At 42.7% G+C, this 7,937-nt stretch carries 9 protein-coding genes; 7 read left to right on the forward strand and 2 right to left on the reverse strand.

Annotated features, from left to right (window positions below):
- Both mnmA and B3D59_RS12820 read right to left on the reverse strand, forming a co-directional pair.
- Positions 1–939: tRNA 2-thiouridine(34) synthase MnmA (gene mnmA / locus B3D59_RS12815; protein WP_286820225.1), on the reverse strand; the 939-nt coding region annotated here is incomplete at its 3' end.
- Entirely contained in the window at positions 939–1,385 is a 447-nt protein-coding gene (locus B3D59_RS12820; protein ID WP_349676892.1) for an NIL domain-containing protein, read from the reverse strand. The genes mnmA and B3D59_RS12820, both read right to left, overlap by 1 nt.
- A gap of 256 nt (positions 1,386–1,641) precedes the next feature.
- Between B3D59_RS12820 and B3D59_RS12825 the strand changes: the two genes are divergently transcribed.
- The 7 genes from B3D59_RS12825 (at position 1,642) to B3D59_RS12855 (ending at position 7,805) form a co-directional block, all read left to right on the forward strand.
- Positions 1,642–3,348: a hybrid sensor histidine kinase/response regulator gene (locus B3D59_RS12825; RefSeq protein WP_286820227.1), complete on the forward strand. Its 1,707-nt coding sequence runs from the start codon at positions 1,642–1,644 to the stop codon at positions 3,346–3,348.
- A 20-nt stretch (positions 3,349–3,368) separates the two neighbouring features.
- Entirely contained in the window at positions 3,369–3,734 is a 366-nt protein-coding gene (locus tag B3D59_RS12830; RefSeq protein ID WP_286820228.1) for a peptide chain release factor family protein, read from the forward strand.
- An 80-nt stretch (positions 3,735–3,814) separates the two neighbouring features.
- Entirely contained in the window at positions 3,815–4,672 is an 858-nt protein-coding gene (locus B3D59_RS12835) for a pyruvate, water dikinase regulatory protein (protein WP_286820229.1), read from the forward strand.
- Between the two features lie 49 nt (positions 4,673–4,721).
- Positions 4,722–5,087 carry a hypothetical protein gene (locus B3D59_RS12840; protein WP_286820230.1) on the forward strand — a complete coding sequence of 122 codons (366 nt, stop codon included), beginning with the start codon at positions 4,722–4,724 and terminating at the stop codon, positions 5,085–5,087.
- Positions 5,088–5,189: 102 nt separating this feature from the next.
- Positions 5,190–6,011: a response regulator gene (locus B3D59_RS12845; RefSeq protein WP_286820231.1), complete on the forward strand. Its 822-nt coding sequence runs from the start codon at positions 5,190–5,192 to the stop codon at positions 6,009–6,011.
- Between the two features lies 1 nt (position 6,012).
- On the forward strand, positions 6,013–6,444 hold the full coding sequence (locus tag B3D59_RS12850; protein WP_286820232.1) for a hypothetical protein: 432 nt from the start codon (positions 6,013–6,015) through the stop codon (positions 6,442–6,444).
- A 143-nt stretch (positions 6,445–6,587) separates the two neighbouring features.
- The gene (locus tag B3D59_RS12855) at positions 6,588–7,805 is read left to right on the forward strand and encodes an aminotransferase class I/II-fold pyridoxal phosphate-dependent enzyme (protein WP_286820233.1); all 1,218 of its coding nucleotides are present in this window, start codon (positions 6,588–6,590) and stop codon (positions 7,803–7,805) included.
- Positions 7,806–7,937: the final 132 nt, after the last annotated feature.

Below are 7,937 nucleotides of genomic sequence, written 5' to 3' on the forward strand. Positions count from 1 at the left end.
ATCATCCCAGTTAAGGCGGGCAGGGGCTGCTTTGTGGCCGTACCGGATCTGAACCGTCAGATTCTTGATGTTTTCCTTTTCGGGATAATTCCAGGTTATCTCTTCAATATACATCCGTTTTTGGGCAAGATCTGATTTAAAACACACATGAAGGGTATTGGTGTTCATATCAATTTTTTTTACATAATAGGGTGCAGGACCCGGAACATTGATACCCTTGCGCTGACCAACCGTAAACTTGTGAAGCCCCTGATGGTATCCCACGATCTTGCCTTGGCTGTCAAGCACCGGCCCGGGCTTAGGGGGGACTTTGGTTTTGGCGATAATGAACGCCCCATGATTTTTATCCGGCAAAAAGCAGATATCCTGGCTTTCACCCGGCACAATCGGTACAAGGTTGTGTTGTCCGGCAACTTTGCGAACCTGGCTTTTGGTAAGACCGGCCAGGGGAAACACCAATCTGTCTAAAATTTTATGGGAAAGCATGGATAGAAAATAGGACTGATCTTTACGAAGATCAACACCCCTTTCAAGCCATGCGGGTCCGATCTCTTGTCTGTCAGAGGTATATCTGTTGACCACTGTTGCATAATGGCCGGTTGCCAAAAGATCCGCGCCCAGCTTTTGTGCATGGTCAAACAACGTCTTAAATTTTATCTGTATATTGCAGACAAGACATGGATTAGGTGTTTTTCCGGCCATGTAGGTTGACACAAAATAATCAACGACCCCGGCTTCAAATTCCCGTGACAGGTCTATGGTATGCACGGGAAATCCAAAAACAGACGCCAGGGCAGATACATCCGGCATGCTCTTTTCATAGCCTGTGGTGAAATGAATGCCGAAAACTTTTTTAAAACGCTGTTTGATAAGAAACCCTGCTACCAGGGAGTCTATTCCGCCGCTCAGGGCAACGGCCACAACCGGTGAATCAGACATCAAACCGTTTCTTTTAAATCCTCACTGAATAGGCCCATGGCCCGGACTGGGCAGGTGAGAAGACAGCGCTCGCACAAACTGCATTTTTCCCCGTCAAATATCACTTCCATTTCAGGGCGTTTGATGTGCAGAGCGCTTGTGGGGCAGACCGCGGTACATGCGCCGCAATGGGTACATATCTCTTCATCCTTGTAAATTTTATGCTCAGGTGTGGATACACGGGCACCCTGTTCCTTTAAATAAGTAATCCCCTCGTTAAACGCAGCTTTCCCGGCGGAAGAGATTTCAAGCACCATATGACCTTCACTTTTTGAAGATATTCGTGCCTTTAGAATATTAAACATCAGGTCATATTTTTTAACCAACTGACAGACAATAGGCCTTTGGGCCGATTGCGGGGGGAAATCTAAAATTACAATTTTTGAGTACAACGCGGTAACCTCCATATCTTTTGTTAGGTTGCAAAAAGGTTGGGCAATCAGATGTTAAATCCATACACACCGATTCGCAACCGAATTTAATATCATATACCATTCATTGCGATCATATCAATATTTTACCGAATCCTTAAATCGCTTAAATGAGCAACTATATGAAAAATTTCTTGTCAATCATTTATATTTTCATATACAGAGTATATAAAAATTATCCAAGATTTTATTAAATTGCTTAACAATCGCTGTTTGTTTTTCCAGGAGGAGCATGTCTCAAAAGGCGTCATACAAAAGTTTAGAACAACGGATTAAAGCGCTTGAACTTGAAAATGCCGCCCTGAAAAAAAATATTTTTTTATTTAAAGATTGCCGGAGCAACGACACCGGTTTTGGCTCTACACATGCTGACTTCTCGGTTGTAATCAATCAAAAAATTGAAAAAGAAAGAGGATTGCTGCTCGCCGCAGTCGAGCAATTTTCTGAAATGGTTTACATTACAAATTCCGAAGGGATCATTGAGTATCTCAATCCTGCCTTTGAGCACCTAACCGGGTTCACCAGGAAGGAGTGTATCGGCAAGGACATCAGCCTGTTTAGAAGCAGCAAGCATGACAGCCAGCTTAACATCAACCTGCGGGCCACCATCAGTTCGGGGCGGGTGTGGAGCGGCCCTGCTGAGTTTAAAAGAAAAGACAACTCTTTTTATATAATAGATATTGCCATATCTTCGGTCAGGGATGAAAATGGTGAGATTACCAACTATGTCGGTGTACAGCAGAATATTCCCAATGAGACCAAGATCAATGAAAAAATGGCCCAGGTTCAGAAACTCGAAGCCCTTGGCACCCTGGCCGGTGGAATAGCCCATGATTTCAACAATATGCTGTTTCCCATTTTAGGAAATATAGAACTTTTGCTGCTTAAAAGTTCTGATTATGACAATGAAACAAAAGAAAGCCTGACACAGGTTTATGAAAGTGCTTTGCAGGCGAAAGAACTTGTCCGGCAGATCTTAAATTTTTCCCGTCACAAAAAAATTGAACGACAGCCGTTAGAAATACAAAACTGTATAAACACCGTGCTCAAGCTGATGCAGTCCGGTATTCCACGCAATATTTCAATAAAAAAAGAGATTGACCCAAGCTCTCCTCCTGTTATTGCGGATCCTACCCAACTACACCAGATCATAATGAATTTGGTTAGCAATGGCGTGCATGCCATGGGTAAGACAGGAGGTGTAATCAAACTTTCATTGATGCCTGTAAATGTCTCTCAATTCGGCTCCAACGCCAGGATAAAGCCCGGAGATTATATCTGTTTAAGTGTTTCAGATACAGGAATGGGTATGTCAAAGGAGGTGATGAACCGTATTTTTGAACCGTTTTATACCACCAAAGGCGATGAGGATGGAACCGGCATGGGGCTGTCTGTTGTTTATGGTATCGTCAAAGATATGGATGGCGCCATAAAGGTACACAGCGAGTTAGGCAAGGGAAGTGAGTTTAAATTATATTTTCCAAAACAGATGAAAAAAATGATTGCCTCACAGCTTCACACGCCTGATTTAAATGAGAGGCGCGACATGAATAAGGATCAAATTCATCTCCTTTTTGTGGATGATGAAGATATGATTCTCAAAGTAGCAAAGTCCATGCTGGACCGTTTAGGGTATCTCTCCACAACCATGACGGATCCTTTGGCCGCCCTGGCGGATTTCAGAAAAGAGCCTTTTAAGTATGAACTTGTGATTACGGATCTGTATATGCCGCATATGAATGGTAATTGTCTGGCAGAAAATATAAAAGAAATCCGTCCGGATATCCCTATTTTGCTTTGTACGGGATTCAGCGACGACATTACTTTGGATCTGATGGCACAAACAGGTATCAGTGATGTGCTGTCCAAACCGCTTTCCATAAAAGAGATTTCTGATAAAATTGAAAAAATTTTGAAGCCGAAGATGTCTATCATTTAAAAATAGCCATATGAATCCCCATGCCCGGTCCTAATATAGAAAAAATAAGAGATCTTGAAAAGAAAATGGATTATCTGGGTATTTACAAAAAAGATATCCTGGAAAAATTTATAAAATCCTCAGGCCGTGGCGGCCAAAAGGTCAATAAATCATCCTCTGCGGTATTTTTGACTCATTTGCCGACCCAAATAAGCGTAAAATTTGGTAAATACAGATCTCAGCATCTGAACCGGTTTATGGCCCTGCGATACCTGGTGGAAAAAATTGAACAGCTAAAATCCGGGATGCCGGATGCCACAGCCCGAAAATTAGCCAGGCTGAAAAAACAGAAGCAGCGGCGAAGAAAAAAGGCAATTAACAAAGTCCCGGACCCCAAGGAAACTTGATCATTAATTGACTCTTGTTTCAGGTTTATGTATGGGAGTTTTATAACGTAAATTTTTCAGAGGATAAAGGTCTTATTTTTATGAAAGACTTGCTTGGATCGAGCAAATTCCAGATGATATATATCGCCTCCTGCGGTGAGGGCGTCAATGCCTTTCATCTCGTGGAATCCACCCTTGTTCAGTTTCCTGATTCCGACATCACTGTTGTAAAAGTTCCCAGAATACGAACGGAAAGCCAGGTTGATGATCTCATCGCTAAGGTCAAGGATATTGAAAGTATTATTGTTCATACCATTGTTGATTCAAACCTTCGCAGGTACCTCACGCGTCAGGGTATGGATAATCATATTGTCACCATTGATCTGATGGGCCCCATTATTTCAAAAATAGAAACATTTCTTGACCGTAAGCCACTGGAGACCCCGGGGCTTTATAGGGAGATTCACCTGGTGAATTTAGAACAGGTGTCTGCCATTGATTTTGCCCTGGCCCATGATGACGGTTTGAATCCGGAGAGTATCACTGAATCCGAAATTGTGTTGATAGGACTGTCCAGAGCCGGGAAAACGCCTTTATCAATGTACATGAGTGTTATGGGATGGAAAGTGGCCAATATCCCTTTTGTACCGGGTGTTCCCATGCCTCAGAGCCTGGATCGCGTGGACCGGCGCCGGGTGTTTGCTCTGAATATTAATCCGGACCAGCTGCAGGCACACCGGAGAATGCGCCAGGAGAGCCTTGGGGCAAAAGATATCTACGCCTATTCCGGGAAGGAGGAAATTGAAAAGGAGATTGAGCACGCCCAGAGATATTATATTACCAAAGGTTTTTCTATGATCAATGTGAGCAATAAACCCATAGAGACCAGTGCCGAGGAGATCATTGAAATGATTACGCGCAGGTTCAAGTCCAAGGCCCACATAAGGGATTTCATGTAAAGGCACCCGCAAATCCGTTTGAATTTATGATTAAGGTTCATCTTTGACGATGATGGCAGAAAAGAGAAAACAACCAAACAGGCGAAAATCCACGGACCTTTTCGGTCTTGTTTTTATCTGGATCAATATTGCTGCCTGTGCAGGATTGATTGCTGCCATTCTGATTTTTCACAGGGCCAAACCCGAATTTGAAACTGTTTTTGACCGTTTCTACAATCTGCAATTAAGGCGTTACTGGGATCAGAATTATGTCCGGTTTCTTGTTGACGTGCTGGGTACAGGGACCCTGATCAATGCTGCAGGTCTTTTGCTTTCCCGGTACCGGGGGCGGCGCAGCACTGATCACCGGAATTTAGTGTTGTTTTTAACCATTCTTTACAGTCTGCTGTTTGTTCTATCCAAAACATTGCTATAAAATCAGGAATGAAATAGTCATGTTCGTCTGTAATCAAGGATTCTTGCTTATATGCCGATAAGCTTGTTATCTGAACCCACAAGAATATTAGGAAAGACGGCTATGATACGTTATTTTATCCTGGTGTTTGTTTTGATTGCAATGTCACTGCCCTGCCGGGCCAGGGATTTTATGGTGGAATTTGTAGAGGAAAACTACATGGAAAATCAGGAGGATGATAGCGGCACCCCCATGATTTACCATTCCTTTCAGGTGCGCTCCCATGCGGGTTTAAAGATGCTGGTGCTCACCGGGGAACATCCTGAATACCGCAAATGGCTGCGCCGGTATGTTGCCCAGGATAAAGGGTTCATTGTCAAGGTTCCTGATAATGAAAACGATTTGTTTATTGCGTCAAAAGTCTATGAAATTGATGTGACAAATGTCCATCCCTATAATCCCACAACCTGGTCAATGAAAGGCAGACATGTTTTTGACGCCGCAGATTTGTCGGATACACAGGCCTGGATTAGCGCTGGTCAGGGACATATTCTTGTACTTGATCAAAATAACAAACGCAGTGAACTTATAGATACTGTGGTCAAGCGTATGGGCTATATCGGTATGATTGCAGGAGACCCTAAAGCCGCATTGGGAATATTCAGGAATCAGCCTGAAAAATTCAAAATGATCATTGTAAATTATGATATACCCGGTATGGGATCCGAGACTTTTGTTGATGAACTGCTCAAGCTTGATCACAAAATACCCATACTTGTGGAAACCGGCTATAATAACGAAGCGCTCAAGCGCAAATATCTGTCAAAATTTTCAGGGGCAGGGACAGTTACGGTTACACCCGTTGCGTTGAATCGTCTTCAACAGACCATAAAAACCTTGATAAAGCCTGACAAGGAAACTGCGGTACAACCTGTGAATGGATAAAATGGATAATATAACAAAAATCTGCAGCATTATATTTATACTTTTTCTAACGGTTCCCGGCAGCGGCCGAAGCGAAGGCCTGGAGTTTTATGAACTGGAGGCCGGATTCAAAAATTTTATTCAATGTGAACTCACCCGGACAGATGCTGAAAACCATTTTAAGGGGAAAAATTTTGACGTTACCATGGTGAATCTTTTTGATGTTACCAGGGAACTGGATATCACCATTCTTACCGGAACGGTTAAATGCGATGTTCAAGGGCAATACCGGACTTTGTATGTTGCCATGGGATTAAGAGAGTTAGCAGGAAAAAAGGTGGTTTCTTATTTCACCGTCAGATACAAGGACTTTCGCATTCTTACCACGGAACTGATTCGCTATCCATACAAGGAACGATGCCCGTGGACCCGATACTGGATCAACCCGGCGTAATTCAATTTCATTTCAATTTTTTTTATAAGAAAGTCTGGGTAAGTTACTCAGATCTTTCAAGCTTTGTTGTGGGCTATGCCTGGCAGTTGATATGTCAGGTCAACCCATGGCTGTAATATAAAATTATAAAGAGGCATTTAATAATGAACCCCATACCATCTTCAGATAGAATGAAAAATGTCCATTCAGACATACGCGGTCCTATTTTTGAAAAAGCCATGAAAATGGTTTCTGCCGGGATTGATGTGTTAAGACTCAATACCGGAAATCCAGCTACGTTTGGGTTTACTATGCCTGATAGTGTGCGCACGGCTTTAATGCGTAATGTGGATAAAGCAGTTGGATATTGTGATTTAAAAGGTATGCCGGATGCCAGAAACGCCATATGCGACTATCACGTTGGTAAAGGGATTTTGGATCTCACCATGGATGATATATTCATTGGAAATGGTGTCAGTGAAGTTGTCAATATGGCCATGACCGCATTTTTAAATCCCGGAGATGAAATTCTTATTCCATCTCCAAGTTATTCACTTTGGACGAATATGGCGTATATTGTGGGCGCGACGCCTGTGCTTTATCGCTGTGATGAGGCGTGTGAATGGTATCCTGATGTGGTCGATCTTCGTAAAAAAATCACACCTAAAACACGTGCCATACTCATTATTAACCCCAACAATCCGACGGGTTCGTTATATTCGAAAGACGTGCTCAAGCAGATCATTCAAATTGCAAGAGAACACAAGTTGCTTATTTGTTCGGACGAAATATATGACCGATTGGTGATGGATGAGTTGGAACATGTCTCCACAGCGGCACTTGCGCCTGATATGCCGGTCTTCACCTTCAATGGCTTATCTAAGTCGCACATCGTATGTGGGTTTCGTTGTGGCTGGCTCGCAATTAGCGGGCCGCGTCAGCAAATTGGCGGTTTAATCGCGTCTATTACAAAGCTGGCTGCCATGCGTTTGTGTGGTAATGCACTAACACAACTTGTTATTCCGGCAGCACTGGAAGATGAGGAAAGCACAAAAGCGTTGATTTCTCCCGGAGGAAGAATTTATGAGCAAAGGGAAGCGACAATCAAAGCTTTAGATCAAATAGAGGGAATCACATACGTTAAAAATTCGGCAGCGTTTTATCTTTTTCCAAAAATTGATATCCAGAAATTTAATATTACAAATGACAAAAAATTTGTACTGGATTTACTGGAAAGCAAGCATATTTTAATTGTTGCGGGAAGTGGATTTGACTGGCCGGAACCGGATCATTTTAGAATGGTCATGTTGCCGGAATCAAAGGTTCTGTCAAGCGCAATACAGAAAATAGGTGATTTCCTCAGTACGTATCGCCAAGAATAATCTTTATCTTTAAGTAGGTTACAATCAATTGCCCTGAAGAACAAGCCTGGTCACGTTAGGTAACCAGGCTTGTAATGTTTATAATCGTTTTTTTATCGGCGGTCAGGATGCATAATGGCAGCCTGGGCTGCA

It is taken from the genome of Desulfobacter sp. UBA2225 (genome assembly GCF_002348205.1).
Lineage (GTDB): Bacteria > Desulfobacterota > Desulfobacteria > Desulfobacterales > Desulfobacteraceae > Desulfobacter > Desulfobacter postgatei.

Coding starts and splice junctions, on each gene's coding strand:
- B3D59_RS12820 (WP_349676892.1), bottom strand. CDS start 1,385: ATGGAGGTTACCGCGTTGTACTCAAAAATTGTAATTTTAGATTTCCCC.
- B3D59_RS12825 (WP_286820227.1), top strand. CDS start 1,642: ATGTCTCAAAAGGCGTCATACAAAAGTTTAGAACAACGGATTAAAGCG.
- B3D59_RS12830 (WP_286820228.1), top strand. CDS start 3,369: ATGCCCGGTCCTAATATAGAAAAAATAAGAGATCTTGAAAAGAAAATG.
- B3D59_RS12835 (WP_286820229.1), top strand. CDS start 3,815: ATGAAAGACTTGCTTGGATCGAGCAAATTCCAGATGATATATATCGCC.
- B3D59_RS12840 (WP_286820230.1), top strand. CDS start 4,722: ATGATGGCAGAAAAGAGAAAACAACCAAACAGGCGAAAATCCACGGAC.
- B3D59_RS12845 (WP_286820231.1), top strand. CDS start 5,190: ATGATACGTTATTTTATCCTGGTGTTTGTTTTGATTGCAATGTCACTG.
- B3D59_RS12850 (WP_286820232.1), top strand. CDS start 6,013: ATGGATAATATAACAAAAATCTGCAGCATTATATTTATACTTTTTCTA.
- B3D59_RS12855 (WP_286820233.1), top strand. CDS start 6,588: ATGAACCCCATACCATCTTCAGATAGAATGAAAAATGTCCATTCAGAC.